At 71.3% G+C, this 26,740-nt stretch carries 23 protein-coding genes and 3 pseudogenes; 17 read left to right on the forward strand and 9 right to left on the reverse strand.

The annotated features are described in order from the left end of the window. Positions 1-514 precede the first annotated feature (514 nt). Positions 515-742, forward strand: coding sequence for a hypothetical protein (locus ACFZDC_RS09105; protein WP_391321726.1), 228 nt, complete (start codon positions 515-517; stop codon positions 740-742). Between the two features lie 25 nt (positions 743-767). On the opposite strand, the gene ACFZDC_RS09110 is transcribed toward ACFZDC_RS09105, so the two are convergent. Together ACFZDC_RS09110 and ACFZDC_RS09115 are read right to left on the reverse strand one after the other, a co-directional pair. After that, positions 768-1,448: a 4'-phosphopantetheinyl transferase superfamily protein gene (locus ACFZDC_RS09110; protein ID WP_391321728.1), complete on the reverse strand. Its 681-nt coding sequence runs from the start codon at positions 1,446-1,448 to the stop codon at positions 768-770. Further along, positions 1,396-2,301, reverse strand: a complete 906-nt coding sequence (locus ACFZDC_RS09115; protein ID WP_391322184.1) for a metallophosphoesterase — start codon at positions 2,299-2,301, stop codon at positions 1,396-1,398. The genes ACFZDC_RS09110 and ACFZDC_RS09115 overlap by 53 nt, the downstream gene beginning before the upstream one ends. Before the next feature lie 265 nt (positions 2,302-2,566). Here ACFZDC_RS09115 and ACFZDC_RS09120 point away from each other — a divergent pair, with 265 nt between their 5' ends. Together ACFZDC_RS09120 and ACFZDC_RS09125 are read left to right on the forward strand one after the other, a co-directional pair. Further along, positions 2,567-3,682, forward strand: a complete 1,116-nt coding sequence (locus ACFZDC_RS09120) for an ATP-grasp domain-containing protein (protein ID WP_391321730.1) — start codon at positions 2,567-2,569, stop codon at positions 3,680-3,682. Positions 3,683-3,871: 189 nt separating this feature from the next. Beyond that, positions 3,872-5,551, forward strand: coding sequence for a carbohydrate binding domain-containing protein (locus ACFZDC_RS09125; RefSeq protein WP_391321732.1), 1,680 nt, complete (start codon positions 3,872-3,874; stop codon positions 5,549-5,551). A gap of 269 nt (positions 5,552-5,820) precedes the next feature. Here ACFZDC_RS09125 and ACFZDC_RS09130 read toward each other — a convergent pair. From ACFZDC_RS09130 to ACFZDC_RS09140, 3 genes and pseudogenes are all read right to left on the reverse strand, one after another. Next, positions 5,821-6,243: pseudogene (locus tag ACFZDC_RS09130) on the reverse strand (alpha-mannosidase 2C1); the annotation flags it as partial. Beyond that, positions 6,204-7,541, reverse strand: coding sequence for a 6-phospho-beta-glucosidase (locus ACFZDC_RS09135; protein WP_391321734.1), 1,338 nt, complete (start codon positions 7,539-7,541; stop codon positions 6,204-6,206). The gene ACFZDC_RS09135 and the pseudogene ACFZDC_RS09130, both read right to left, overlap by 40 nt. Further along, positions 7,538-7,717: pseudogene (locus tag ACFZDC_RS09140) on the reverse strand (ArsR family transcriptional regulator); the annotation flags it as partial. The pseudogene ACFZDC_RS09140 and the gene ACFZDC_RS09135, both read right to left, overlap by 4 nt. Between ACFZDC_RS09140 and ACFZDC_RS09145 the strand changes: the two are divergent. From ACFZDC_RS09145 to ACFZDC_RS09155, 3 genes and pseudogenes are all read left to right on the forward strand, one after another. Then, positions 7,711-7,927: pseudogene (locus ACFZDC_RS09145) on the forward strand (glycoside hydrolase family 2 TIM barrel-domain containing protein); the annotation flags it as partial. The pseudogenes ACFZDC_RS09140 and ACFZDC_RS09145 sit on opposite strands and share 7 nt — an antisense overlap. 287 nt (positions 7,928-8,214) lie before the next feature. Next, positions 8,215-9,024: a DUF817 family protein gene (locus ACFZDC_RS09150; protein ID WP_391321736.1), complete on the forward strand. Its 810-nt coding sequence runs from the start codon at positions 8,215-8,217 to the stop codon at positions 9,022-9,024. 313 nt (positions 9,025-9,337) lie between these two features. Continuing rightward, the gene (locus tag ACFZDC_RS09155) at positions 9,338-10,738 is read left to right on the forward strand and encodes a carbohydrate-binding protein (RefSeq protein ID WP_391321738.1); all 1,401 of its coding nucleotides are present in this window, start codon (positions 9,338-9,340) and stop codon (positions 10,736-10,738) included. 226 nt (positions 10,739-10,964) lie between these two features. On the opposite strand, the gene ACFZDC_RS09160 is transcribed toward ACFZDC_RS09155, so the two are convergent. Then, on the reverse strand, positions 10,965-11,870 hold the full coding sequence (locus ACFZDC_RS09160; protein WP_391321740.1) for a helix-turn-helix domain-containing protein: 906 nt from the start codon (positions 11,868-11,870) through the stop codon (positions 10,965-10,967). 146 nt (positions 11,871-12,016) lie between these two features. On the opposite strand from ACFZDC_RS09160, the gene tkt reads away from it, so the two are divergent. The 8 genes from tkt (at position 12,017) to ACFZDC_RS09200 (ending at position 21,753) form a co-directional block, all read left to right on the forward strand. Next, positions 12,017-14,092 (forward strand): transketolase, encoded by a 2,076-nt coding sequence (gene tkt / locus ACFZDC_RS09165; protein ID WP_391321742.1) that lies wholly within the window; start codon positions 12,017-12,019, stop codon positions 14,090-14,092. 19 nt (positions 14,093-14,111) lie between these two features. Next, positions 14,112-15,254: a transaldolase gene (gene tal / locus ACFZDC_RS09170; RefSeq protein WP_391321743.1), complete on the forward strand. Its 1,143-nt coding sequence runs from the start codon at positions 14,112-14,114 to the stop codon at positions 15,252-15,254. Next, on the forward strand, positions 15,254-16,846 hold the full coding sequence (gene zwf / locus ACFZDC_RS09175) for a glucose-6-phosphate dehydrogenase (RefSeq protein ID WP_391321745.1): 1,593 nt from the start codon (positions 15,254-15,256) through the stop codon (positions 16,844-16,846). Before tal ends, zwf begins: the two co-directional genes overlap by 1 nt. Continuing rightward, entirely contained in the window at positions 16,843-17,769 is a 927-nt protein-coding gene (gene opcA / locus ACFZDC_RS09180; RefSeq protein ID WP_391321747.1) for a glucose-6-phosphate dehydrogenase assembly protein OpcA, read from the forward strand. The genes zwf and opcA overlap by 4 nt, the downstream gene beginning before the upstream one ends. A 1-nt stretch (position 17,770) precedes the next feature. After that, positions 17,771-19,423 carry a glucose-6-phosphate isomerase gene (pgi, locus tag ACFZDC_RS09185; RefSeq protein ID WP_391321749.1) on the forward strand — a complete coding sequence of 551 codons (1,653 nt, stop codon included), beginning with the start codon at positions 17,771-17,773 and terminating at the stop codon, positions 19,421-19,423. Between the two features lie 16 nt (positions 19,424-19,439). Further along, entirely contained in the window at positions 19,440-20,318 is an 879-nt protein-coding gene (gene gnd / locus ACFZDC_RS09190; protein WP_391322186.1) for a phosphogluconate dehydrogenase (NAD(+)-dependent, decarboxylating), read from the forward strand. A gap of 6 nt (positions 20,319-20,324) precedes the next feature. After that, complete coding sequence (locus ACFZDC_RS09195; RefSeq protein WP_391321751.1) at positions 20,325-20,918, forward strand: histidine phosphatase family protein; 594 nt, start codon at positions 20,325-20,327, stop codon at positions 20,916-20,918. 169 nt (positions 20,919-21,087) lie between these two features. Next, positions 21,088-21,753: a TetR family transcriptional regulator gene (locus tag ACFZDC_RS09200; protein ID WP_391321753.1), complete on the forward strand. Its 666-nt coding sequence runs from the start codon at positions 21,088-21,090 to the stop codon at positions 21,751-21,753. A gap of 427 nt (positions 21,754-22,180) precedes the next feature. Here ACFZDC_RS09200 and ACFZDC_RS09205 read toward each other — a convergent pair whose 3' ends face one another. Beyond that, positions 22,181-22,522 (reverse strand): VOC family protein, encoded by a 342-nt coding sequence (locus ACFZDC_RS09205; RefSeq protein WP_391321755.1) that lies wholly within the window; start codon positions 22,520-22,522, stop codon positions 22,181-22,183. A gap of 50 nt (positions 22,523-22,572) precedes the next feature. Then, complete coding sequence (locus ACFZDC_RS09210) at positions 22,573-23,169, reverse strand: TetR family transcriptional regulator C-terminal domain-containing protein (protein ID WP_391321757.1); 597 nt, start codon at positions 23,167-23,169, stop codon at positions 22,573-22,575. A 101-nt stretch (positions 23,170-23,270) separates the two neighbouring features. On the opposite strand from ACFZDC_RS09210, the gene ACFZDC_RS09215 reads away from it, so the two are divergent. Continuing rightward, positions 23,271-24,149, forward strand: a complete 879-nt coding sequence (locus ACFZDC_RS09215; protein ID WP_391321759.1) for an NAD(P)-binding domain-containing protein — start codon at positions 23,271-23,273, stop codon at positions 24,147-24,149. A 111-nt stretch (positions 24,150-24,260) separates the two neighbouring features. Here ACFZDC_RS09215 and ACFZDC_RS09220 read toward each other — a convergent pair whose 3' ends face one another. Continuing rightward, the gene (locus ACFZDC_RS09220; protein ID WP_391321761.1) at positions 24,261-24,698 is read right to left on the reverse strand and encodes a TIGR03618 family F420-dependent PPOX class oxidoreductase; all 438 of its coding nucleotides are present in this window, start codon (positions 24,696-24,698) and stop codon (positions 24,261-24,263) included. Positions 24,699-24,796: 98 nt separating this feature from the next. On the opposite strand from ACFZDC_RS09220, the gene ACFZDC_RS09225 reads away from it, so the two are divergent. Together ACFZDC_RS09225 and ACFZDC_RS09230 are read left to right on the forward strand one after the other, a co-directional pair. Continuing rightward, positions 24,797-25,375: a WHG domain-containing protein gene (locus tag ACFZDC_RS09225; protein ID WP_391321763.1), complete on the forward strand. Its 579-nt coding sequence runs from the start codon at positions 24,797-24,799 to the stop codon at positions 25,373-25,375. Beyond that, positions 25,372-26,733 carry an MFS transporter gene (locus ACFZDC_RS09230; RefSeq protein ID WP_391321765.1) on the forward strand — a complete coding sequence of 454 codons (1,362 nt, stop codon included), beginning with the start codon at positions 25,372-25,374 and terminating at the stop codon, positions 26,731-26,733. The genes ACFZDC_RS09225 and ACFZDC_RS09230 overlap by 4 nt, the downstream gene beginning before the upstream one ends. Positions 26,734-26,740 lie beyond the last annotated feature (7 nt).

A 26,740-nucleotide genomic window follows, 5' to 3' on the forward strand; every position in this document is an offset into this window, starting at 1 on the left:
CGACCGACGGGGCGTCGCTGAGACGTCTGGGCCGCAGGGCTTGGCCGACCGACGGGGCGTCGCTGAGACGTCTGGGCCGCAGGGCTTGGCCGACCGACGGGGCGTCGCTGAGACGTCTGGGCCGCAGGGCTTGGCCGACCGGCGGGGCGCCACCCGGGGCACCGGGAACCGTGGCCGTGGGCAGGCGCGTGCTCCGAGGGTGGCTCGGTGGGGTTTCGCCTCCGTCGAGCGGGCGAACCGAGGCAGTGCGAAACGGCGTTGGGCTTCTGACCAAGCTCCTATCAGGTCATGATCCGCCCGGCCGAAGCCTTGGGAACCAGCTCCGGCGGTCGGGCAGAACAACGCGAGGACAGCCCAGCAGGGCGTCGGTCAGTGGCTGGGCCACGACCGCCGGAAGCCGCCCTACGAGTATCAATGTCAGTGGTGGACGGCAAGCTGGATGTGTGCGCCGTACGACGTGGTGCACGGCGCCGCAGGGCGCGTGACCGTGACGCCGAACCGGGGAGAGCGACCAATGCCCACCGCCGTACTGACCGACCGTGAGCGCACCGCCGTACAGGCTTATCTGCGGCTGCTGCACACCGTGCGCGCCGCCTTCGACGGCCCGCCGGACGGCGGCCGGCCCGTGATGGTGCCGCCCGCCGTGCTCGCCGAGGCGGAGCGGGCGCTGGCGCGGGCGGGACTCGCGGGCAATGAGCAGGAGTTCTTCCGGCTGCTGCGCCACTGGTGTCCACAGGAGTGAGCCCGGCGGTCCGTGACCGTCCCGCTCAGTGGTGAGGGACGGTCACCGCCGTCAGGACCAGGCCGTCCGCGATCAGCCAGCGGCCCTCGAACGCGCTCAGGCGTACGCCGTCCAACAGCGGCCCGGGGACGAGGAGCCGGGCATGGAAACTGCCGCGCGTGCCGGACCCCGCCGCGGCGGCCAGTTCGATGTCGGCCTCGGAGAAGTCCAGCCAGGCGTGGGTGAGGGGAAACCACGCCTTGTACACGGACTCCTTGGCGCTGAACAACAGCCGGTCCCAGTGCACACCGGGCCGGGTGGCGCGCAGTGTGCGGTGCCGGTCCTGCTCGGCGGGCAGCGCGATGCTGTCGAACACTCCGCTCGGCAGTGGTCCGTGGGGTTCGGCGTCGATCCCGAGGGAGGCGAGGTCCCCGGCACGGACCAGTGCCGCGGCGCGGTAACCGTCGCAGTGGGTCATGCTGCCGGTCAGGCCCTGCGGCCAGGTCGGGGCGCCGCGCTCGCCGGTCGGCACGGCCTGTGGCGGCACACCGAGCTTCTCCATGGCGAGCCGGGCGCAGACCCGTACGGCCGTGAACTCCCGGCGGCGCTTGTCCACCGCCCGTGCCACGAGCCGCTCCTCCTCCGGGTACAGCGAGACGCCCTGGGACTGCTGGTCACCGAACGCTTCCACGGCCACCACCGACTCCGGGAGCAGCTCCTCGATCACCGGGCCCGACCTCCATCGGCAGAATGCGGCGCGGCTGTCCCGGGCCCCCGGGACGCTTGCGCCATTCGCGGGGGTATCCCACGGACACCTCTTCGAAGCGGACACCCTCGTGCCAGGTGGTCCGCGGGATGTGCAGATGACCGTAGACCATCGTCTCGACGCGGAACCGGCGGTGCCAGTCGGCAGTGAGGGCGGTGCCGCACCACATGGCGAACTCCGGGTGCCACAGCACGTCGGTCGGGTGCCGGTCGAGCGGGTAGTGGTTGGCGAGGACCACGGGCAGATCCGAAGGCAGCTCGGCGAGTCTGCGCTCGGTCTCGGCGACGCGGGCCCGGCACCAGTCCTCGCGGGCCGGGTACGGGTCGGAGTGGAGCAGGTACTCGTCGCTGCAGACGATGCCGGTGCTCTCCGCGTAGGCCAGGCCCTCCTCCTTGGTGGCACAGCCGGCCGGCAGGAAGGAGTAGTCGTAGAGCAGGAACAGCGGGGCGACGGCGACCGGTCCACCGGGGCCGTGCCACACCGGGTACGGGTCCTGCGGTGTGCTCACGCCCAGTTCCCGGCACAGGGCGACGAGGTGCTCGTACCGGGCGACGCCGCGCAGGGTGACCGTGTCCCTCGGGTGGGTCCACAGGTCGTGGTTGCCGGGCGCCCACAGGACCTTGCGGAAGCGGTCCGCGAGCGTGGCGAGCGTCCAGCGGATGTCCTCCACGGTCTCCGCGATGTCCCCGGCCACGATCAGCCAGTCGTCGTCCGTGTGGGGGCGCATCTCCTCGACGAGCGCGCGGTTCTCCGGATAGGAGACGTGCAGGTCGCTGATGGCCAGCAGCTGTCCGGCCCCGGCCGTCGACTCCACCCCGCACCCCTTTCCGATCATCCGTCAGCACCACGAGAACACATTCACCGGCCGGGGACAAGGGCGACCCGGCGGCGGCGGCCTGGAGAGCCGGGGTGAATCCGTAACATGCGCGTTGCACGCGCGGTCTCTTGAAAGCCGTATGATCGCCCCAACATCAACGCCCTCCATCTCCCTTCGCGCAGGGCCGTTTGGTGTCCCTTCCTCTCTCCTGCCCGGGCACGGGCCGCGGCGCCCTGCCCGAAAACCCTGAAAGGCGGCCTGCATGCTCTCTCGCGTACGCGTCTGGCTCAACCGCACGTACGCGGAGAACGTGTTCTTCATGGATCAGCTGAGGAGAAATCCCAGCGACCGGGCGGTCGAGATCCATGCGACGCACGGTGACGCCGACTCCCCCGTGCTGGCCGCCGCCGACACCGCCGACCTGGAGCCGGAGGGGCTGTCCCCGGCCGGGTACGTCGAGTACGCCCTGGACCAGTGCGCGCGGCGCGGCATCGACGTGTTCGTGCCCCGGCTGCACCAGGCGGCGATCGTGGCGCACCGAGCCGAGTTCGAGGCCGTGGGTACGGCGCTGCTGGCGCCGACGCCCCAGGCGGTGGCCGTGTTCGAGGACAAGGCGACCGCGTACGGCGCGGTCCGCTCGGTCGACGTGCCGGTGCCGCCGTGGTGGCGGGTGCGTACGGCCGACGAACTGGTTTCCGCTGTCGAGGAGTTGGAGACGGCCGGGCACAGGGCGTGCTTCAAGCCGGCCTCCGGCGCGGGCGGGGTCGGCTTCCGGATGATCACGCGCGCCCCCTTCTCGCTGACGCACCTCAGCGGTTTCCCCGGCCCGTACGTGCAGCTGGATCTGGTGGTCGAGGCGCTGGAGCGGGCCGAGGAGCCCGTGGACTGGCTGGTGATGCCGCGCCTGGAGCAGCCGGAGGTGTCCGTCGACTGCCTGACCGGCCCGGACAACCGCGTCCGGCTGGCCGTGGGCCGTACCAAGAACGGCCGCAGACGGGGCTTCACGCTGCACGAGCAGTGGCTGGAGCCGGCCCGGCTGATCGCGGAGGGCTTCGGGCTGCACTACCTGTCCAACATCCAGTTCCGGATGCTCGGCGACCGCCCGGTACTGCTCGACGTCAACACGAGGCCCGCCGGGGGCCTGCATCAGCTCTCGCTCTGCGGGGTGAACGCCCCCTGGGCCGCGGTGCAGTTGGCGCTCGGCGAGGACCCCGGCGTGGTCGAGCCGCCGTTCCTCGGGCAGGACTACACGGTGGTGTCGGGGCCGCGACCCCTGCGGCCGGTGTCGCTGCCGCAGCAGAGGGTGGAGGAGCCCGAGGTCCTGCTGCCGGCGGTGCCTGCGCAGGCGGCTTCAGCGGCGGAGGCGCTGCCGCTGTAGGCCGTGCTCCGCGGGTCGCCCATGGCTGCTCGCGCAGTTCCCGCGCCCCCGCCGGGGCGCTTCACCTCACCGGTATGGACCAATTCCGCCGTTCTCCTTGACAGTCACATTGGTCCATACCAACTTGGGTGGCGCACCTTCCGCACTCCCCTGCACTCCCGAACACCCTTATCCTCACTGGGAGATCGCGTGCGCCACATACTCGGGCGTCCCAGACGCCGGCTCCTCGCTCTGCTCGGCACCGCCGCTCTCGCGCTCGGCGGGGCCATCGCGCTGCCGGGCACCGCCCAGGCGGCCAACATCCTCACCAACCCCGGCTTCGAGTCGGGCGGCCTGTCCCCCTGGACCTGTACCGGAAACCTCGGCTCGGTCGTCTCCTCCCCCGTGCACGGCGGCTCCAAGGCCCTGCAGGGCGCGGTGTCCGACAGCGACAACGCGCAGTGCAGCCAGACGGTCGCCGTCCAGCCGAACACGACGTACACGCTGCAAGGCTGGGTCCGTGGCTCGTACGTCTACCTCGGCGTCAACGGCGGCGCCTCCACCTGGACGACGTCCCCGTCCGCGTACAGCCGGCTCAGCGTCTCCTTCACCACCGGCGCCTCGCAGACCAGCGCCACCATCTACGTGCACGGCTGGTACGCGCAGGGCACGTACTACGCCGACGACATCAGCCTGGACGGGCCGGGCGGCGGCGGGGACACCCAGGCCCCGACCGCGCCCAGCGGACTCGCCTCGACCGGGAAGACGTCGTCGAGCGTGTCGCTGCAGTGGAACGCCTCCTCGGACAACGCGGGCGTGACGGCGTACGACATCTACAGCGGATCCAGTCAGGTCCTCAGTGTCTCCGGTACGTCCGCCACGGTCAGCGGGCTGTCGCCCAGCACCTCGTACACCTTCAGCGTGAAGGCGCGGGACGCGGCCGGGAACACCTCGGCGGCCTCCAACTCCGTGAGCGTCACGACCAACGCGGGCAGCGGCGGCGGAACCTCCTTCAAGCAGGCGGCGCCCTACCTGTACGAGGGCTGGGGCGACCCGCCGAGCCCGTCCACGGTGATGAGCGCGACCGGCGTCAAGTGGTTCACGATGGCGTTCATGCTCGACTCGGGCGGCTGCACACCCGCCTGGGACGGCAGCCGGTCCCTGACCGGGGGTGTCGACCAGACCGCCATCAACCAGATCCGCTCCGCGGGCGGTGACGTCGTCCCGTCGTTCGGCGGCTGGCAGGGCAGCAAGCTGGGCGCCAACTGCTCCTCCGCGGGCGCCCTGTCCGGGGCGCTGCAGAAGGTGATCGACGCCTACTCGCTCAAGGCGATCGACATGGACATCGAGAACACGGACGAGTTCGAGAACGAGGCCGTGCAGGCGAAGATCCTGACCGCGCTGAAGACGGTCAAGGCCAACAACCCGGGCCTGAAGACGATCGTCACCTTCGGCACCTCTACCACCGGCCCGACCTACTACGGCAACCGGCTCATCGAGCAGGCGCAGTCGCTCGGCGCCAACCTCGACGTCTTCACGATCATGCCGTTCGACTTCGGCGGCGGCTCGGACATGTACGGGAACACGGTCAACGCGGCCGAGGGGCTGAAGGCCAAGCTGAAGTCGACGTTCGGCTGGGACGACGCGACCGCCTACTCCCACATCGGCATCTCCGGCATGAACGGCCTGTCCGACCAGCAGGAGAACACCACCCCGGGGGTCTGGACCCAGATCCGTGACTGGGCCAACTCGCACCACATCGCCCGGCTCGCCTTCTGGGCGGTCAACCGCGACCGGCCGTGCGCGGGTGGCGGCGTGGTGAGCAACTGCTCCGGCATCAGCCAGAACACCTGGCAGTTCACCTCGATCACGGCCGGCTTCACCGGCTGAGCACGGCACCGGCACGACCCGGATCCCCCCTGCTCCCGGGCCGGGGGGATTTTTTTTCCGCCCGGGGTGTATCAGGAGACGACCTGACCGCTCTCCATATCAGGAACGGGGGGACACGGGGGGAAGCCCCGAGGGGGGAACGGGGGAACGGGGGATCGGGTCGGCCGGCCGCGGTCACGGGGAGCGACCGGCCGACCCGAAGCACAACCCCCGTGCCCGGAGCGGGCGCAGGTGCCGTCAGAAGTGGCTCGCCCCGCGGTACAGCCGCAGCTCTCGGCCTGGTTGCCGGGCCAGTCGCCCACGAGGCCGAGGTCGATGACGGCCTCGACGCGTCTGCCCGCGAACTCGGCCGGCACCTGTCCACGCATCCGGAACCAGGTCGTACCCCAGGGCGGTCCCCAGGGGGTGCCCATCGCGAAGGGCTCGTACGGCGCGGCCGCGGCCTCCGCGAAGGGGACCGGCTCCCCCGGAGCCTGCCAGGCCGCCACCTCCAAGGGAACGGCGGCCGCGTACATCGCCGGCTTGACGCGCTGGTGGTGGAGGCGCTCCTCGCGCTCCTCGATCCGGCTGCGTTCGTCGTGCACGAGAGGTCTCCCGAGGGGGCGGGACGAGGTGCGGCAAGAGCGGCGAGAAAGCGCTTTTGGCCGGGAGCCTACTTCAGGTACCCGAGACCAGGATGGACGGCCGTGTATCCCTCGACCAGGCGGCGGGCCACATTGACGGAGTCCACCAGCGGGTGCAGGGCGAAGGCCTTCACCGCTGTCGCCCGCGAACCGGACTCGGCGGCGGCCAGCACCTCGCGTTCGACGGCCTTGACCGCGCACACCAGCCCGGTGGCGTGCCCGGGCAGCGGGGCCACCGCGACGGGGTGGGCTCCGTTGGCGTCGACCAGGCAGGGGACCTCGATGACGGCGTCCGCGTCGAGGACCGACAGGGTGCCCTGGTTGCGCACGTCGAGGATCAGGGTCGCGCGCTCGTCCCAGGCGATGGCCCGCATCAGGGCGAGGGCCACCTTCTCGTACCCGCCGGAGAGGTCGTCGGCGTCGCGTTCGCCGGCACCGGCCGTCTCCCGGTTCTCGGCCATGTAGGTCGCCTCGCGCTCGGCGCGGGTGCGGTCCCAGACGTCGAGGGCGGAGACGTCCGCGCGCCGCGCCTCCTCGTAGAACCGCGCCTGCTGGTCGCGCAGGAAGGCACCTCGGGTCTTCTCGGCCTCCTGATAGGCGCGTACGGCCTCACGGTTGAAGTAGTAGTAGTGCAGGTACTCGTTGGGAATCGCGCCCAGCGACCGCAGCCAGTCCACGCCGAAGAGCTTTCCCTCCTCGAAGGAGCCGAGCAGGCCGGGCTCCGCGAGCAGGCGTGGCAGCTCGTCCCGGCCCGCGACACGCAGCCCGCGCACCCAGCCGAGGTGGTTGAGACCGACGTAGTCGATCCACGCCTCCTTCGGGTTCGCGCCGAGCACCCGGGCGATACGGCGGCCGAGGCCGACCGGCGAGTCGCAGATGCCGATGACGCGGTCGCCGAGGTGGCGGGACATGGCCTCGGTGACCAGCCCGGCCGGGTTGGTGAAGTTGATGACCCAGGCTTCGGGGGCGAGCCGGGCCACCCGCCGCGCGATCTCGACGGCGACCGGAACCGTCCGCAGCCCGTAGGCGATACCGCCCGCACCGACCGTCTCCTGGCCGAGGACCCCCTCCGCGAGGGCCACCCGCTCGTCGTTCGCCCGGCCCTCCAGGCCGCCGACACGGATCGCGGAGAAGACGAAGTCGGCGCCGCGCAGGGCCTCGTCGAGGTCGGTCGTGGCGGTCACCCGGGGAGCGTCGACCGCGGTCGACGCCTGTTCGGCCAGTACCCGGGCGACCGCATGGAGTCGGCTGTCGTCCAGATCGTGCAGCACGACCTCCGTGACCCGCCCCTCGCCGCGGTCCGCCAGGAGCGCCCCGTACACGAGCGGCACCCGGAACCCGCCGCCGCCCAGCATCGTCAGCTTCACGCCTGCACCTTTCCCGCCAGGACCACCTCGGCGCCCGCCTCCTGCGGCGCGGAGCGGGTCGCCGGGTCGACCGGCGCGTTCGTCACCACCACGTCCAGGTCCTGGGGACCGCAGACCTTCGCCATCCCCGTACCCGGGAACTTCGCCGCGTCGGCGAGCAGCACGACCTTACGACCTCACCGTGCGTCCGCACCGCGCCAACGGCACGACGGCGGACACCTCCCACCGCCGCGTCGGCTTCCGGGACGTCGAGCTCACGGCCGGCGCCTCCTCGTCAACGCTGAACGCGTGTTCATCCGGGGCGTGAACCGGCACGACTTCCACCCGCTGACCGGGGGACGGTGTCGTACGAGGAGACGCGCGCGGACCTCGTGGTGCCGCGCCGGGCGTGTGCGCGATCGCCACGACCGTGTACGTCTGCCGGCTGCGGTACCGGTGTTGATACCGGCGGTGCGCGTGGCCGCCCGGGGAATCTCCCGGGCACTGGGCTGGCACCCGGAGCCGTGACGTCCCCCGCGCCGTGGGGCTCCGGCGCGGGGACGTGTGCGCTGCGGCGAGGGCGGGCGGGGGTCAGCAGTCAAGAGACGACGAACCGGCGGACGGAGTCCTGTGGGCCGGTGACCAGCGCGCCCCGGCAACCGGAAGGGGACCTCACACCGTCCTCCTCGTCACCATGCTCACTACAAGCCCGGCCGGCCCCCCGGCCTCCCCAGTCGGTCAGCTGCTCGACTTCACCTGGACACAGACCCGGGCCTGCGCCTTCGCCATCGCCCTGCTGTCCGGGGTGGCGGCATCGACCCTGCTGCCGCCGCTGCCGGTGGCCCGCTACGACCTGCTCGTCGGCTACGGCGTGCTGCTCACCGTGCTGTTCTGGCGGCGCGGCTGGGAGAGCGGACGGGACGTCGCCGTCATCAGCGCCTGCCATGTCATCGGACTCGCCTTCGAGCTGGTGAAGGTCGCGCAGGGCTCATGGAGCTACCCGGAGCCGGCCGTGCTGAAGTTCGCGGGGGTCCCCCTGTACGGGGGCTTCCTCTACGCGGCCGTCGGCAGCTACGTCTGCCGGGCCTGGCACTTGTTCGACCTGGAGCCGACCGGCTACCGGCCACGGGCGACCGCACTGGTGGCCGCCGCCGTCTACGTCAACTTCTTCAGTCACCACTGGCTCCCCGACGCCCGCTGGCCGCTCAGCGCCCTCCTCCTGGCCGTCACCACGGGCACCTCCGTGCGCTACACGGTCCGCGGGGTACGGCGGCGCATGCCGCTCGCCCTGTCGTTCGGCCTGATCGGGTTCTTCCTGTGGCTCGCGGAGAACCTCGCCACCTACGTGGGCGCGTGGCGCTACCCGTACCAGCTCCACGGCTGGCAGCCCGTCGACGTCGGCAAGTTCGGCGCATGGTCCCTGCTCATCAGCGTCACCTTCGTGCTCGCGGCACTCGGCAGGGGGAATCCCGGCACCCCGCGCAGACCGCCGGCCGCCTCCTGACCGGCGGTCCTTCCTCACCGGAACCTCGGCTCCCCCCGGATTCAAGGAACGACCCGGACCACCGGCGCGGGATGCCCACGCACCGACGGACCACTCAGGACCGAGCGGCCGGCCGGCAACGCGATCCGAGCCGGTACGGGAGGCTTCATGGGGTGAACTCGCTTGCCGTAGAAGGACTTTCCTTGCTTTAAGTCTTGACGACCGCAGGGACGGGGAGCACATTGGCGGCACCGTGAGAGCGCTCTCAGCGCGCAATGGGAGCGCTCTCACCCGGCTCCCGCACACCCCTCCGTACCCGAGAGGTCCTTCCCCCATGAGTGAATCCTCCGGCATACCCAGACCCCGTGCCGTCCGCCGCGCACTCGTCGCCGCCCTCGCCACGCTCGGGCTGGCCGCGGCGGTCGCGACCGCCGCCACCCTCCCCGCCAACGCCTCCGCCCCCACGCCCCCGTCCGGCTGGACGCAGGTCTTCCTGGACGACTTCAACGGCTCGGCCGGCTCCGGCGTCAACACCACCAACTGGCAGTACGACACCGGGACGTCGTACCCGAGCGGCGCCGCCAACTGGGGCACCGGCGAGGTCGAGACGATGACCTCGAGCACCAGCAACGTCTCGCTGGACGGCAACGGCAACCTGCTCATCACCCCGCGACGCGACGCGTCCGGCCACTGGACATCGGGCCGCATCGAGACCACCCGGACCGACTTCCAGCCGCCGGCCGGCGGCAAGCTACGGGTCGAGTCCCGTGTCCAGATGCCGAACGTCACGGGAGCCGCCGCCAAGGGCTACTGGCCGGCCTTCTGGATGCTGGGCGCCCCCTACCGCGGCAACTACCAGAACTGGCCGAGCGTCGGCGAGCTCGACATCATGGAGAACGTCCAGGGCCTGAACACCGACTGGGCCACGATGCACTGCGGCACCAACCCGGGCGGCCCCTGCAACGAGACGTCCGGCATCGGCAACTCCACCTCGTGCACCGGCACGACCTGCCAGGCCGGCTTCCACACCTACGCCATGGAATGGGACCGCTCGACCAGCCCCGAAGAGATCCGCTTCTACCTCGACGGCGTCAACTTCCACACGGTCAAGGCCAACCAGGTCGACGCCACGACGTGGGCGAACGCCACCAACCACGGTTTCTTCGTCATCCTGAACGTGGCCATGGGCGGCGGCTTCCCGTCGGCCTTCGGCGGCGGCCCGGACAGCGGCACCGAGCCGAACCACCCGATGGTCGTGGACTATGTGCAGGTGCTCCAGTCCTCGGGCGGCGGGGGCGGTACCACTCCCCCGCCCCCCGGCAACCGGGACGCCTACAGCGCCATCCAGGCCGAGTCCTACGACAGCCAGTCCGGCGTGAGCACCGAGACCACCACGGACACCGGCGGCGGGCAGGACATCGGCTACCTCGCGAACGGTGACTGGGCCCTCTACAAGGGCGTCAACTTCGGCTCCACGGCGGCCACCCAGTTCTACGCGCGGGTGGCGAGCGGGGCCGCGTCCGGGGTGAGCGGACTGGTCGAGGTACGCCTGGACAGTCGCAGCAACGCACCCGTCGGCAGCTTCGCGCTGGCCAACACCGGTGGCTGGCAGTCGTGGCGGACGGTCCCGGCGAACATCGGCTCGGTGACCGGCACGCACGACGTCTACCTGACCTTCACCAGCGGCCAGCCGGCCGACTTCGTGAACGTGAACTGGTTCGACTTCGGTCACTGACCAAGGAGTGAGGGGTGCCCCGTGAGCAGGACCCGCGGGGCACCCACGCACCCATGTGGTCATCCGCTGGACGGCACCCTCCAGCCGGCGGAGGCCGCGACGGTGGGGGTTCGCCCTTCCGTCCAATCGCTGCATATCGGTGGTGCACAACCCACCACGGCCGCGCGGACGTGGTTGTGGCCCGTGAATGAGCGCAGCCGGTGGCGGACCGGCAACCGGGCAACGCCTACCGCAGCTCCGCCCGGAACGCCGCCGGCGTCCGACCGGTGTGCAATTGGAAGAACTTGGAGAAGTTCGCCGCGTCGGGGAAGCCCACGGCCGCCCCGACGCGGCCGATCGGCGTGTCCGTGTGGGCGAGGAGGCGTTTGGCCTCCAGGGTCACCCGCCTGTCGATGAAGCCCTTCGGCGTCCCGCCGGTGGCCGCGCGCACCGCGCGCACGAGGGTGCGGCGGGAGTAACCCAGCGCGTCGGCATAGGCGCTGACGCTGTGGTTGGCGGCGAAGCCCTGCTCGACCGCGTCCCGGAAGAGGGTGAAGGTGGTGTCCGTCTGCTGCCGGGAGGCCTCCGCCGGACTGGCTGCGAGGTGGGCGAGGCGCAGCAGCAACGCGGTCAGCGTGTGCCGGAGCACGGCCGTGTGCAGGCTCAGCGGCAGCGTCGCGGTGTCCTGGTACTCGCGGCGCAGCTGTTCGAGGGCGGCCCGGAGCGCGGCCAGTTGCGCCGGAGCGGGGTGCAAGAGGGGCGGCAGGTCGTAGCGGTACAGGCCGGTGGACTCGACGGTGGCGCGGGGCAGGAAGCCGGGCTGCATGGTCAGGACGGTTCCGCGGTACTCGCTCGTGCGGGAGAACCGGTGGACCTGTCCGGGGCGGATCCACAGCAGGTCGTCGGCCGTGGCCTCGTACTCGGCGAAGTCGATCATGTGCCGTACCGGGCCCGCGGTGAAGAGCATGACCACGTGGAAGTCGATGCGATGGACACGGTGCACCGGGGCGCCGGCGTGCCAGGGGCGGTCCTCTCCCATGGGGCCGACCTGCATGCCGACCCCACCGACGGCCAGTTCGACAGGGAAGGGGAAGGTTCTGATCCCGCCGCCGTCCACACCGTCGTCACCGGCTTTGGGTCTTCTGTACGTCATGTCTTTTTCGTGCCACCCCTGTCCCATGATCACTGTCCCAGATTCACCACAGGCTGACACACCCCGCCCTTCCTTCGAAAAGGTCAGACTTTTACGTTTGAACGCGTCCAGCCAGCCATCACGCACTGAACGAGGACTTCTTGAAGATGAGCACGCAGACATCCGATGGCTGCGAGTGGACCGACCTCGACCGGCGTGCCGCGGACACCGCCCGGCTTCTCGCGGCGGATGCCGTGCAGAAGGTCGGCAATGGCCACCCGGGTACCGCGATGAGCCTGGCCCCCGCCGCGTACACGATCTTTCAGAAGGTGATGCGGCACGACCCGGCCGACCCGGAGTGGACCGGCCGTGACCGCTTCGTGCTGTCCCCCGGCCACTCCTCGCTGACGCTCTACACCCAGCTCTTCCTCTCCGGATACGAACTGGAGCTGGATGATCTGAAGGCGTTCCGCGCGCACGGCTCGAAGACGCCCGGTCACCCGGAGTTCGGGCACACCGCCGGCGTCGAGACCACCACCGGCCCGCTGGGCCAGGGTGTCGCCAACGCCGTCGGCATGGCGATGGCCGCCCGCTACGAGCGTGGCCTGTTCGACCCGGAGGCCCCCGAGGGCACCTCCCCCTTCGACCACACCATCTGGGCGATCGTCTCCGACGGCGACCTGGAGGAGGGCGTCTCCGCCGAGGCCTCCTCCCTCGCGGGCCACCAGAGGCTCGGCAACCTGGTCTTCCTCTACGACGACAACCACATCTCCATCGAGGGCGACACCGCCACCGCCTTCTCCGAGGACGTGCTGGGGCGGTACGAGGCCTACGGCTGGCACACCCAGCGCATCGCGCCCACCGCCGACGGCGACGTCGACGTGCCCGCGCTGTACGCGGCGCTGAAGGCCGCGCAGGCCGAGACCGGGCGGCCCTCGATCATCGCGATGCGCACGATCATCGCCTGGCCCGCCCCCAACGCGCGGAACACCGAGGCCTCCCACGGCTCGGCGCTCGGCGAGGACGAGATCGCGGCGACCAAGCGTGTCCTCGGGTTCGACCCCGAGCAGACCTTCGAGGTGAGCGACGAGGTCCTCGGGCACACGCGCCGGGCCCTTGACCGGGGCGCCGAGGCGCACGCGGCCTGGGACAAGCGGATCGCCGAGTGGCGTGCGGCCCAGCCCGAGCGTGCGGAGCTGTTCGACCGGATCAGCAGGGGCGAGCTGCCCGAGGGCTGGCAGGACGCCCTGCCGGTGTTCGAGGAGGGCAGGTCCGTCGCCACCCGTGCCGCCTCCGGCAAGGTGCTGCAGGCGCTCGGCCCGGTGATCCCGGAGCTGTGGGGCGGCTCCGCCGACCTGGCCGGCTCCAACAACACGACCATCGACAAGGGCAGCTCCTTCCTGCCGGAGGGCAACCCGCTGCCCGAGGCGAACCCGTACGGCCGTACCGTCCACTTCGGCATCCGCGAGTTCTCCATGGCCGCGGAGATGAACGGCATCGCCCTGCACGGCAACACCCGCATCTACGGCGGCACCTTCCTGGTCTTCTCCGACTACATGCGCAACGCCGTCCGTATGTCGGCGCTGATGCAGCTGCCGGTGACGTACGTGTGGACGCACGACTCCGTCGGTCTCGGCGAGGACGGCCCGACGCACCAGCCGGTCGAGCACCTGGCCTCGCTGCGCGCGATTCCGGGCCTGAACGTCGTCCGCCCGGCGGACGCCAACGAGACCGCGATCGCCTGGGCCGAGATCCTGAAGAGGCACGCCACCGACCCGGCCCCGCACGGACTCGCGCTGACCCGCCAGGGCGTGCCGACGTACGCGCCCCACGAGGACGCTGCCAAGGGCGGCTATGTGCTGCGCGAGTCGTCGACCGAGACCCCGGAGGTGATCATCGTCGCGACCGGTTCCGAGGTGCAGCCGGCCGTCGCCGCGCGGGAGCAGCTGGAGGCCGAGGGGATCGGCACGCGGGTGGTGTCGATGCCGTCCGTGGAGTGGTTCGAGGAGCAGTCGCGCGCCTACCGCGAGAGGGTGCTGCCGCCGGCCGTGAAGGCGCGCGTCGCCGTCGAGGCCGGGATCGGTCTGACGTGGCACCGGTTCGTGGGTGACGCAGGTCGGATTGTCTCCCTCGAACACTTCGGTGCCTCCGCCGATGCGACCACCCTGTTCGCCGAGTTCGGCCTCACCCCCGAGAACGTCGCCGCCGCTGCCCGCGAGTCGCTGGCCGCCGCGCGCGCCTGATACCGACGCGATAGGAAAGATGATCACTGTGACCGAAGCAATCGGGACCCCGGGAGCCCTCAAGCGCCTTGCCGACGAGGGGGTGTCGGTCTGGCTGGACGACCTGTCGCGCAAGCGGATCACCTCGGGCAGCCTGGCCGAGCTGGTGGCGAGCGGCGGCGTCGTCGGCGTGACCACCAACCCGTCGATCTTCCAGGCGGCCATCGGCTCCGGCGAGGGCTACGAGGAGCAGCTGACCGACCTCGCCGCACGGGGTGTCACGGTCGACGAGGCCGTACGGATGATGACGACCGCCGATGTGCGGGCCGCCGCCGATATCCTGGATGCGGTGTACACCACTTCGGACGGCCGGGACGGCCGGGTCTCCATCGAGGTCGACCCCCGCCTCGCCCACCGCACCGAGGCGACGGTCGCCGAGGCCAAGCAGCTGGCCTGGCTGGTCGACCGTCCCAACGTGATGATCAAGATCCCGGCCACCCGGGCGGGCCTGCCGGCGATCACCGAGGTCATCGGCCTCGGCATCAGTGTCAATGTGACGCTGATCTTCTCCCTGGAGCGCTACCGCGAGGTCATGGCCGCCTACCTGGCGGGTCTGGAGAAGGCCCGCGAGCGCGGCCTGGACCTGTCGCGGATCCACTCGGTGGCGTCCTTCTTCGTCTCGCGCGTGGACTCCGAGATCGACAAGCGGCTGACCGCCCTCGGCACGGACGAGGCCCGGGCGCTCAAGGGGCGGGCGGCCCTCGCCAACGCACGGCTCGCCTACGAGGCGTACGAGGAGGTCTTCTCGTCCGACCGGTGGCCGGCGCTCGCCGGTGAGCGGGCGAACAAGCAGCGCCCGCTGTGGGCCTCCACCGGTGTGAAGGATCCCGCGTACAAGGACACCCTGTACGTGGACGAGCTGGTCGCGCCCGGCACCGTGAACACGATGCCGGAGGCCACCCTGAAGGCCACCGCCGACCACGGTGGGATCACCGGTGACACGGTGACCGGCGGCTATGCGCGGGCCCGCGCGGACCTCGCCGCCGTGGAGCGGCTCGGCATCTCCTACGACGAGGTCGTCCAGCAGCTGGAGGACGAGGGCGTCGCCAAGTTCGAGACGGCCTGGCAGGAGCTGCTGGACGCCGTCACCAAGTCCCTCAACAGCAAGGGAGTTGACGCGTAATGACGACCAAGGCTCCTGAACCCGAGACACCCCCCGTCGAGGAGGTGCGCGTCCCGGTCGCCCCGGCCGGCGACTGGGTGAACCCGCTGCGCGACCCCCGCGACCGCCGGCTGCCCCGCATCGCGGGCCCCTCCGGCCTGGTCATCTTCGGCGTGACCGGCGACCTGTCCCGCAAGAAGCTGATGCCGGCCGTGTACGACCTGGCCAACCGCGGTCTGCTGCCGCCCGGCTTCTCCCTGGTGGGCTTCGCCCGCCGGGACTGGGAGGACCAGGACTTCGCGCAGGTCGTGCATGACGCGGTCCGCGAGCACGCGCGTACCGAGTTCCGCGAGGAGGTCTGGCAGCAGCTCGCCGAGGGCATGCGGTTCATCCCCGGCGACTTCGACGACGACACCGCGTTCAAGCAGCTGAAGGACGCCGTCGACGAGCTGGACGCCTCCCGCGGCACCGGTGGCAATTTCGCGTTCTACCTCTCGGTGCCGCCGAAGTTCTTCCCCAAGGTCGTGCAGCAGCTGAAGAAGCACGGGCTGGCGAACCCGCCACGGGGCTCCTGGCGGCGCGCGGTCATCGAGAAGCCGTTCGGCCGCGACCTGGCCAGCGCCCGCGAACTGAACGCGATCGTGCACGACGTGTTCGAGCCGGACCAGGTGTTCCGCATCGACCACTACCTCGGCAAGGAGACCGTCCAGAACATCCTGGCGCTGCGCTTCGCCAACCAGATGTACGAGCCGATCTGGAACCGGTCGTACGTCGACCATGTGCAGATCACCATGGCCGAGGACATCGGCATCGGCGGCCGGGCCGGCTACTACGACGGCATCGGCGCCGCCCGTGACGTCATCCAGAACCACCTGCTGCAGCTGATGGCGCTGACCGCCATGGAGGAGCCCATCGCGTTCGACGCGGAGGCGCTGCTCACCGAGAAGCTGAAGGTGCTGAAGTCGGTGCGGCTGCCCGAGGACCTGGGCCGGTACAGCGTGCGCGCCCAGTACGCGGCCGGCTGGCAGGGCGGCGAGAAGGTCGTCGGCTACCTCGACGAAGAGGGCATCGACCCCAAGTCGAAGACCGACACGTTCGCCGCGATCAAGCTGGGCATCGACAACCGCCGCTGGGCGGGCGTCCCCTTCTACCTGCGCGCCGGCAAGCGGCTCGGCCGCCGCGTGACCGAGATCGCGGTGATCTTCCAGCGGGCCCCGCACTCCCCGTTCGACTCCACCGCCACCGAGGAACTGGGCCAGAACGCCATCGTCATCCGCGTTCAGCCCGACGAGGGCATGACCGTCCGGTTCGGCTCCAAGGTGCCGGGCACCTCGATGGAGATCCGGGACGTGTCCATGGACTTCGCCTACGGCGAGTCGTTCACCGAGTCGAGCCCGGAGGCGTACGAGCGGCTCATCCTGGACGTGCTGCTCGGCGACGCCAATTTGTTCCCCCGTCACCAGGAAGTGGAAGAGTCCTGGAAGATCCTCGACCCGATCGAGGAGTACTGGGCGGCGCAGGGCAGGCCGGCGCAGTACCCGGCAGGCACCTGGGGACCGAAGGAAGCGGACGAGATGCTCGCACGAGACGGACGGAGCTGGCGCAGGCCATGAAGATCGACCTGACCGACACCACGGCAAGCAAGATCAACAAGGCGCTGGTGCAGGGCCGCCGCGCCATCGGCACCCCGGCCGTGGGCATGGTCCTGACGATGGTCATCGTCACGGACGAGGAGAACGCCTACGACTCGATCAAGGCGGCCGAGGAGGCCTCGCACGAGCACCCCTCGCGGACCCTGGTGGTCATCAAGCGGCACGCCCGCACCCTGCGCGACCGCACCACCTCGCGCCTGGACGCCGAGGTCCGGGTGGGCTCGGAGGCCGGCACCGGCGAGACCGTCGTGCTGCGGACCTACGGCGAGGTGTCCGACCACGCCGACTCCGTGGTCCTGCCGCTGCTGCTGCCGGACGCCCCGGTGGTCGTGTGGTGGCCGGTGGACGCGCTCGAGGCCCCGTCGAAGGACCCCCTGGGTGCGCTGGCCCAGCGGCGGATCACCGACCTGTACGCGGTCGAGCGGCCGCTGGAGGTCCTGGAGACCCGCGCCCGCAACTACGCTCCCGGCGACACCGACCTCGCCTGGACCCGGCTCACGCTGTGGCGGTCCATGCTGGCCGCCGCCCTGGACCAGGCCCGGACCAAGGTGACCTCGGCGGCCGTCGAGGCCGAGCAGGACAACCCCAGCGCCGAGCTCCTGTCGCGCTGGCTCGAGGCCCGCCTGCACGTCCCCGTGGACCGTGTGATCACTGCCGGGCCGGTCGTCACGGCGGTGCGCCTCGGCACCGACATCGGCGAGATCGTCATCGACCGGCCGGAAGGGCCCCTCGCCACGCTGACCCTGCCGGGCCAGCCGCCGCGCACCCTCGCCCTGAAGGTCCGCGCCACCTCCGAACTCATCGCCGAGGAGCTGCGCCGCCTCGACGCCGACGAGATGTACGCCATCGCCCTCAGGGGCGAGGCCGTCAAGGAGAACGCCTGACATGTCCGACGCATCGTCAGACGCCCCCGAGCTCACCCGCAGGCCCGAGTGGACGGCCCTCGCCGACCACCGCGCCGAGGGTCGGCCGCACCTGCGCGAGCTGTTCGCGACGGACCCCGGCCGCGCCGAGCGGTACGTCGTCCGGGTCGGCGATCTGCGCATCGACTACAGCAAGCACCTGATCACCGACGAGACCCTGGCCCTGCTCCAGGAACTCGCCACCGCCACCGGCGTGTTCGCGCTTCGGGACGCCACGTTCCGCGGTGAGCGGATCAACATCACCGAGCGGCGGGCCGTGCTGCACACGGCGCTGCGCGCCCCGCGGGACGCGGTGGTCGAGGTCGACGGCGAGAACGTCGTACCGCGCGTGCACGCCGTTCTGGACAAGATGGCCGGCTTCGCCGAGCGGGTCCGCTCAGGTGAGTGGACCGGCCACACCGGCAAGCGGATCCGGAACGTCGTCAACATCGGCATCGGCGGCTCCGACCTCGGCCCGGCGATGGCCTACGAGGCGCTGCGCGCCTACACGGCACGGGAGTTGACGTTCCGCTTCGTGTCCAACGTGGACGGCGCCGACCTGCACGAGGCCACCCGCGATCTGGACCCCGCGGAGACCCTGTTCATCGTCGCGTCCAAGACGTTCACCACGATCGAGACGATCACCAACGCCACGTCGGCCCGCTCCTGGCTCCTCCAGGCGTTCGACGGTGACGACAAGGCCGTGGCGAAGCACTTCGTGGCCCTGTCCACGAACGCGGAGAAGGTCGCCGGGTTCGGCATCGACCCGGACAACATGTTCGAGTTCTGGGACTGGGTCGGCGGCCGCTACTCGTACGACTCCGCGATCGGCCTGTCCCTCATGATCGCCATCGGCCCGGACCGCTTCCGCGAGATGCTGGACGGCTTCCGGATCGTCGACGACCACTTCCGCACCGCGCCCGCCGAGGCCAACGCGCCCCTGCTTCTGGGCCTGCTGGGGATCTGGTACGACAACTTCTTCGACGCCCAGTCGCACGCCGTACTGCCGTACTCGCACTATCTGTCCAAGTTCACCGCGTACCTGCAGCAGCTGGACATGGAGTCCAACGGCAAGTCTGTGCAGCGTGACGGCAGGCCGGTGGAGTGGCAGACCGGGCCGGTCGTGTGGGGCACGCCCGGCACCAACGGGCAGCACGCCTACTACCAGTTGATCCACCAGGGCACCAGGCTGATCCCGGCGGACTTCATCGGCTTCGCCCGCCCGATCCCGGAACTGAGCGACGAACTCCAGGGCCAGCACGACCTGTTGATGGCCAACTTCTTCGCCCAGACCCAAGCGCTCGCCTTCGGCAAGACCGCCGAGGAGGTCCGTGCGGAGGGCGTGCCCGAGGAGCAGGTGCCGCACCGCACCTTCCGCGGCGACCACCCCACGACGACGATCCTCGCCGCCGAGCTGACCCCGTCCGTGCTCGGCCAGCTGGTCGCGCTCTACGAGCACAAGGTGTTCGTGCAGGGCGCGGTCTGGAACATCGACTCCTTCGACCAGTGGGGCGTGGAGCTGGGCAAGGTCCTCGCCAAGCGCGTCGAACCCGCCCTGACCGTGGGCGCCGACGTGCCGGGTCTCGACCCGTCCACCACGGCCCTCGTCGCCGCCTACCGCAATCTCAGGAAGTGAAGCTGACATGACAGCGATGCAATTGGGCCTGATCGGTCTCGGCAAGATGGGCGGCAACATGCGCGAGCGGATCCGCCGCGCCGGCCACACCGTCATCGGCTACGACCGCAACCCCGAAGTCTCCGACGTCAAGAGCCTCGAAGAACTGGTCGAGAAGCTGGACGCGCCCCGCACGGTCTGGGTGATGGTCCCGGCCGGAACCGCCACCCAGGGCGTCATCGACGAGCTCAAGGACCTGCTGTCCGCGGGCGACACGGTGGTCGACGGCGGCAACTCCCGCTGGACGGACGACGAGAAGCACGCCGCTGAGCTGGGCGTGAAGGGCATCGGCTTCGTCGACGCGGGCGTCTCCGGCGGTGTGTGGGGCCTGCAGAACGGCTACGCGCTGATGGTCGGCGGCGACAAGGAACACGTCGAGCGGCTGCGCCCGATCTTCGAGGCGCTCAAGCCGGAGGGCCCGTACGGCTACGTCCACGCGGGCCGGGTCGGCGCCGGGCACTTCTCGAAGATGGTCCACAACGGCATCGAGTACGCGATGATGCAGGCCTACGCCGAGGGCTGGGAGCTGCTGGAGAAGGTCAAGTCGGTGGACAACGTCCGCGAGGTCTTCCGCTCCTGGCAGGAGGGCACCGTCATCCGCTCCTGGCTGCTGGACCTGGCGGTCAGCGCCCTGGACGACGACGAGCACCTGGAGAAGCTGCGCGGGTACGCGGAGGACTCCGGCGAGGGCCGCTGGACCGTCGAGGCGGCCATCCACCACGCCGTACCGCTGCCCGCGATCACCGCCTCGCTCTTCGCCCGGTTCGCCTCCCGGCAGGACGACTCGCCGCAGATGAAGATGGTCGCGGCGCTGCGCAACCAGTTCGGCGGGCACGCCGTCGAGAAGAAGGACTGACCGGCCGTGGGGGACCTCCTGCTGGTCCGCCACGGCGAGACGCAGTGGAGCCTGTCGGGGCGGCACACCAGCTTCACCGACCTGCCCCTGACCACGCACGGCGAGGTACAGGCCAAGTCCCTCGCGCGGCTCCTCGCCGGACGGACCTACGCGCTCGCGCTGACCAGCCCGCTGGACCGCGCGATACGCACCGCCGAGCTGGCGGGCCTGACCGGGGCCATACCCGACCCCGATCTGCACGAGTGGGACTACGGCGGCTACGAAGGTGTCACCACCGTCGACATCCATCGTGGCCGCCCCGGCTGGGACCTGTGGACGGACGGCGTACCGCACGGCCCCGAGGGTCACCCCGGCGAGTCGCCGGAAGAGGTCGGGGCCCGGGCAGACCGGGTGCTGGCCCGGGTGGACGCGGCGCTCGCCGCCGACACCGGTGACGTGGTCCTGGTCGCGCACGCCCACTTCCTGCGGGTGCTCACCGCCCGCCGGCTGGGTCTGCCGCCCGCCGAGGGCCGCCTGTTCCAGCTGGCGACCGGCACGGTCAGCCGGCTCTCCACGGAGCACGGGCGGCCTGTGATCGCCGAGTGGAACAGACGCGCCTGACAGCACTGTCCGCGGCCCGGGTCCCCCGCGTGACCCGGGCCGCACTGGTAACGGCGACCGGGTGTCGGAGGAGGGTTGAGGAAGACCACGTCCACTGCGCCGGACCTGCTTCTACAATCACCGGCACGCGACTGAGCGATCCGCCCGCCCCATGGCCCGAAGGACCCCGATGACCAGCGTCGAAGAGCCGGTACGCCCCGGCGGGCGGGTGCGTGACGCCGTCCGCACCAAGGCCGAGATCCTCGACGTGGCCACGCAGGAGTTCGCCCGGGCCGGCTACGACGGCGCGAGAGTGGACGAGATCGCGGCCCGCACCCGCACCACCAAGCGGATGATCTACTACTACTTCGGCGGCAAGGAGCAGCTGTTCACGGCCACCCTGGAGCGGGCGTACGGCGTGATCCGCGAAGCCGAGCAGCAGCTGGACGTGGAGCACCTGGACCCGGTCGCGGCGATCCGGCGCCTGGCCGAGCTGACGTTCGACCACCATGAGCAGCACCCCGACTTCATCCGCCTGGTCAGCATCGAGAACATCCACGGCGCCGAGCACATCGCGGCGTCCGGGAAGCTCGGGCGGATCGGCTCGCCGGCGCTCGACGTGATCCGCCGGATCCTGGCCGCCGGGCAGGAGTCCGGGCTGTTCACGGCCGATGTCGACGCCGTCGACCTGCACGCGATGATCACCGCGTTCTGCTTCTTCCGGGTGGCCAACCGGCACACCTTCGGCGCCCTGTTCGGCCGCGACCTCGCGGACCCCGCGCAGCGCGAGCACTACCGGATCATGCTCGGCGACATGGTGATCGCCTACCTCACGGCGGAGCGGGCCGCGGGCTGAGCGCCCTCGCGCACCATCGCGGCACCGCTCCACGGCGGCAGGTGGCGCGGCTCCACGGCCAGGAGGGGCGCGGTTTCGGTTGGGAGGGGGCGCGGTTTCGGTTGGGAGGGGGCGCGGTTTCGGTTGGGAGGGGGCGCACGAACTCGACCGGGAGAGAGCGCACAGACTCGACCGGGAGAGAGCGCGGACTCGGCCAGGAGTGGGCGCACGACTCGGCCGGGAGAGGGCGCACGGTCCCGGCCGGGAAAGAGCGCACGAACTCGGCCGGGAGAGGGCGCACGGTCCCGACCGGGAAAGAGCGCACGGTCCCGACCGGGAAAGAGCGCAATGTCCCGGCCGCGAGAGAGCGCGATCCCGGCCGGCATGGCGCGGGCGCTCTATGGCCGTAGGTGGCGCGGGCGCTCTACGGCCGTGGGTGGCGCGGGCTCTACGGCCGTGGGTGGCGCGGTTCGTACAGACCTAGCCGACCGCCTCCCGGCAGCCGCAGTTCCGTCACCCGGCCCCAGCGGGCCTCCTCGACCGGCCGCGCGAACTCCACGCCTTTCGCGGCGAGTTGCCGCCGCGTCGCCTCGAGGTCGTCGCACATCAGCATCAGTTCGTGCGAGGGCTCGCCGTCCGTGGGATGGCAGGCCACCTCGGTGGGCGGCGCCTGGAAGATCAGCCATCCGTGGCCCGCGTCGACGTGCGCCCACCCGAGGACGTCCCGCAGGAACGCCCGGTCGGCCTCCGCGTCCCGGGTGTGGATCACCACATGTGCCCCATTGATCACGGGCGGAGGCTAGTCCCGGACGCTTCGCGTCACAAGCACCCGCCCGGGTGTCACGCGGAGGACACCGCCGCGGCGTCGAGCAGCGGCCCCAGTTCGCGTACCGCGGTCGTCAGCGGGCGTACGTCCTGTTCGGCCCGGGCCATGAGGATCGCTCCCTCCAGGGCGCTGATCATCAAGGTGGCGAGGGAGTCGGCGCGCCCGGCGGGCACGCCCATGCCGGTCAGGGCCTCGGCGACCGGACCGCGCCAGGTCGCGAACGCGGCGGCCACCGCCTCGCGGGTGGAGGCGCCCACCGCGGCGCGGTCCACCGTCGCGGCGGCGACCGGGCAGCCTGCGGTGAAGCCGTCCCTCTCGTACTCGTCCGTCCACTGCGCGGCCATGGCCGCGAACAGACCGCTCGGCGTGGGCTCGTCCAGGCCTGCCAGGAAGCGGGCGACGCGCCCGCCGGCGTACCGCCCGGCCCAGCCCACGGCCTCGTTGACCAGCTGTTCCTTGCCCCCGGGGAAGTAGTGCTGGAGCGAGCCGCGCGGCGCCCCGGCGTGGGCGGCCACGTCCCGCATGCCGGTCGCGCCGACCCCGTCGCGCCGGATCAGCTGGGCCGCGCTGAACACCATCCGCTCACGCGGTCCGTGCCGCGACTCCGCCATGCCCGACCTCCGATCACCCACACCCACTCTATGACCGGGGTCATAACGCCCGCTACTATGACGACGGTCATATTCGGCCCGTCGAGTGAAGGGCGGCCCCCGTGAACATCGGCTTCATCGGTCTCGGAGTGATGGGTCAGTCCATGGCGCTGCGCTTGGCGGCCTCCGGCACACCCCTGCTGGTGTGGAACCGGACGCCGGAGCGGGCCGAGCCGCTGCGTGCGGCCGGCGCCGAGGTCGCGGCGGACGCCGACGAGGTGTTCGCGCGGGCGGAGGTGGTGCTGCTGATGCTCGCCGACGAGGCGGCGGTCGACACCGTCCTCGGCCGCGACACCCCCGCCCTGGCCGCGAGGGTCGCCGGTCGGGTCGTCGTCCACATGGGCACGACCTCCCCGGAGTACTCCCAGGCCCTGGAGACCGGCGTGCGCGCGGCCGGCGGCCGGTATGTCGAGGCGCCCGTCTCCGGGTCCCGGGTCCCGGCGGAGCGGGGACAGCTGGTGGCCATGCTCGCCGGCGAGAAGTCCGCCGTCGACCTCGTGCGACCACTGCTCGCACCCCTGTGCCGGGAGACGTTCGTGTGCGGGGCGGCGCCGGGCGCGCTGCTGATGAAGCTGTCCGTGAACCTCTTCCTGATCACCCTGGTGACCGGGCTGACGGAGGCCTTCCACTTCGCCGAACGGCAGGGTTTGGACCGGCGGCTCTTCCTTGACGTGCTGGACGCGGGCCCCATGGCCAGCGGGGTCTCGCGGATGAAGGCGCCCAAGCTGCGTGAGCGGGACTTCGCCGTGCAGGCCGCGGCGGTGGACGTGCTCAAGAACAACCGGCTCATCGCCGAGGCGGCCCGCAAGGCGCGGCTGGCCTCACCGCTGCTGGACGTCTGCCACGCGCTGTTCGAGGAGACGGTGGCGCAGGGTCACGGCGGCGAGGACATGGTGGCGGTGCTGCGGGCGATCGAGGCGCGCACCGTCGAGGCGCCGTAGGTCAGCTCCGGAGGTGGCTCATAACCTTCGAGGCGCCGCAGCTCGGCTCCTCGACGCGCCGTAGCTCGGCTCTTCGAAGCACCGCAGCTCAGCCCTTCGAGGCGCCCCGGCTCAGCCCTTCGGGATGCCGTAGGCGCGCTCGACGGGCAGCCGCACCACCAGCCGGCGGTCGCGCACCATGGCGGCCCGGTAGTCGTCCCAGTCCGGGTGCTCGCCGAGGACGTCTCGGTAGAGCCGGATCAGCTCCTCGACGGTGTCGTCGTGCGGGTCCGCGGCGACCGGGGACAGCTCGGCCGCGCCCTCGGCGACCGTGTACGCCCAGCGGTCCTCGCTGGTGACGTGGTAGGAGGCGCGCGGGTCGCGGCGGAGGTTGCGGGTCTTGGCCCGGCCGTCGGTGACCGAGATCCGGATGACCCGCTCGTCCGGATAGTAGGCGTGGCTGACGTTGGACAGCTGGGGGCGGCCGTCGCTCTTCAGGGTGACCAGCACCCCGCCTCGTGTGTCGGAGAGCAGCTTGAGCAGTGCGTCCTGCGTCGAGTCCTGAGTCATACGAGGGTCAACTGGCCCGCGAGCCCGCACATTCCCGTCCCGAGCCCACTGGAACAGCCGAGTAGACACTGTCTACGGGCGACTGGTAGACAGTGTCTATGACGGAGTCAGACACGGGACTGCGGGCCCGCCTGGTCGACGTCGGCGTGCAACTGGTCGCCGCAGAGGGCGTCCAGGCGCTGACACTGCGGGAGATCGCCCGCCGCGCCGGGGTCTCGCACGGGGCACCGCGCCGCTACTTCCCCACTCACCGGGAGCTGTTGTCCGCCATCGCCCGGCGGGGCTTCACCGAACTGAACGAGCGGGTCCGGCCCGCGCTCGTCGTCGACGCCGATCCGCGCCCGCGGCTGAGGGAGCTTGCCCGCGCCTACCTGGAGTTCGCGCTGGACAACCCGGGCATGTACGAGCTGATGTTCCGTCACGATCTTCTGGAGAGCGGCAATTCGGGACTCAGGGAGACGAGTCTGCCGCTCTTCGCGCTGATGGCGGACCTCGTCGGGGAGGCCCGTCCCGAGGCGGACGCCCGGCTCGTGACCGGGGCCCTGTGGGCGAACCTGCATGGCATCGCCCAGCTGTGGCGCTGGAACAGCCTCCAACTCGCCAGCGGTGACGAGGACTTCAGCCTCCTGCTGGACGCCGCCCTGCTCGCCCATCTGGGCCCGGAGGGCGGGCGGTGAACCGCCGGCTGACGCTGGTGAGCAGTGTGGCGGGCGCCGTGCTCGTCGCCCTGGACGGTACGGTCCTCACGGTCGCCCAGCCCTCCCTGCAACGCGCGCTGCACGCGTCGTTCGTACAGGTGCAGTGGACGAGTACGGCGTATCTCGTGGCGGTGGCAAGCCTGTTGGTGTTCGCGGGGCGGCTCGGTGACCGGTACGGGCACCGGCGGGTGTTCGGGCTCGGCATGCTGGGGTTCGGTGCCGCGTCGGCGGGCGTCGGCCTGGCGCCCGGGATCGGCTGGGTGATCGGGCTGCGGGTGGCGCAGGGCGTGTTCGGGGCGCTGCTGCAGCCGGCCACGCTCGGGATGCTGCGGGCCGCGTTCCCGCCGGAGCGGCTGGCGATGCCCCTGGCGGTGCGCACCAGCGCGATCGGCCTGGCGGCGGCAGCGGGACCGCTGCTGGGCGGGGCGCTGGTGAGCGGGCCGGGCTGGCGGGCGGTGTTCTTCCTCGGTGTGCTGCCCGCCGTGGGCTTCGGCCTCGTGGCACTGGCCCCGCCCGGACCGGACCGTCCGCCGGCGGCCCGTGCCCCGCTGGATCTCCCCGGGGCCCTGTTCCTCGCAGTCGCCCTGGCCTGTCTCGTGCACACGCTGGTCGCGCTGCCCGCCTCCGGTGCGGCCGTCGCGGCAGGGCTCGGGGGAGCCCTGCTCGCCGGTGCCACCTTCGTGCGGCACGAGCGGCGGACCGCGCGTCCGCTGCTGCCGCCCGAGGTGATCGGCTCGCCGGCGGTCGCAGCGGCGCTCGGCATGCTCGTCGCCGCGTCGGCCTCCCTGTTCGGCACCCTGTTCGTCGAGACGTACGTACTGCAGCGCCGGCTCGCCCTCGACCCGTTCCAGAGCGCTCTGCGCAGCCTGCCACTCGCGGTGCTGATGGTGCTCTCCGCTCCCCTGTGCCCTGTGCTGCTGCGCCGGGTGGGCGCGCGGTGGACGGCGGCAGCGGCGACGGCGGTGCTCGCGCTCGGCGTCCTGGTCCTGGCCGCGGCCACCGGCGCGCTCGCCCTCGGCGGTGCCTTCGCGCTGCTGGGCGCCGGGTTCGGCACGGTGATGGTGGCGGCCACCCATGTCGTCGTACGGCATGCGGAAGTGGCGGTCGCCGGCGTGGCGGGCGGCCTGCAGCAGACCGCGCTCAACGTGGGGCCCGTGATCGGCGTGGCCGCGGGCACCGCGCTGATGGGCGCCGGGCCGCGGACGGCGCTCCTCGTGCTCGCCGCCGTGGCCGCGATCGCCGTGCCGGCGGCCCGCGTACTGCCGGCACCGGGCGTCGCATCGATCACAAACACCGCTGATAAGCGGGTCCGTCGCGGTATTCCTGCGGGACGATGAGGGTGTG

Source organism: Streptomyces sp. NPDC007905, from assembly GCF_042959345.1.
Lineage (GTDB): Bacteria > Actinomycetota > Actinomycetes > Streptomycetales > Streptomycetaceae > Streptomyces.